Consider the following 319-nt stretch of genomic DNA (forward strand, 5'->3'; position numbering starts at 1 on the left):
TCGCGCGCGGCCAGTTGCGTCTGCAGGCCCGTGTGCGAATCGCGAATCGTCGACAGCAGGTCGTTCGAACGTTGTTCGAAGGTCGACGCCTGTGTGGTCAGGTCGCGCGTCGTTTGTGCAAGCGCATCGCAGATTTCCTGCTGACGGCCCGCGCTATGCACGCCTGCACGCTGCCATTCGTCGCCGAGCTTCGCGGCCATCGCGGCCAGCGAGTCGTTCCACGCCGACAGGCGTTCTTCGTCGCGCGCCGCCAGTTGCGATTGAAGGCCCGTGTGCGAATCGCGGATCGTCGACAGCAAATCGGTCGAGCGTTGCTCGA

The 319-nt window shown here is 64.9% G+C and carries 1 pseudogene; it reads right to left on the reverse strand.

Annotated elements, in window-relative coordinates:
• Positions 1–319: pseudogene (locus HWX87_RS37825) on the reverse strand (DUF802 domain-containing protein); the annotation flags it as partial.

Origin of the sequence: Burkholderia sp. BCC1644, from assembly GCF_902833225.1 — a bacterium.
GTDB lineage: Bacteria > Pseudomonadota > Gammaproteobacteria > Burkholderiales > Burkholderiaceae > Burkholderia.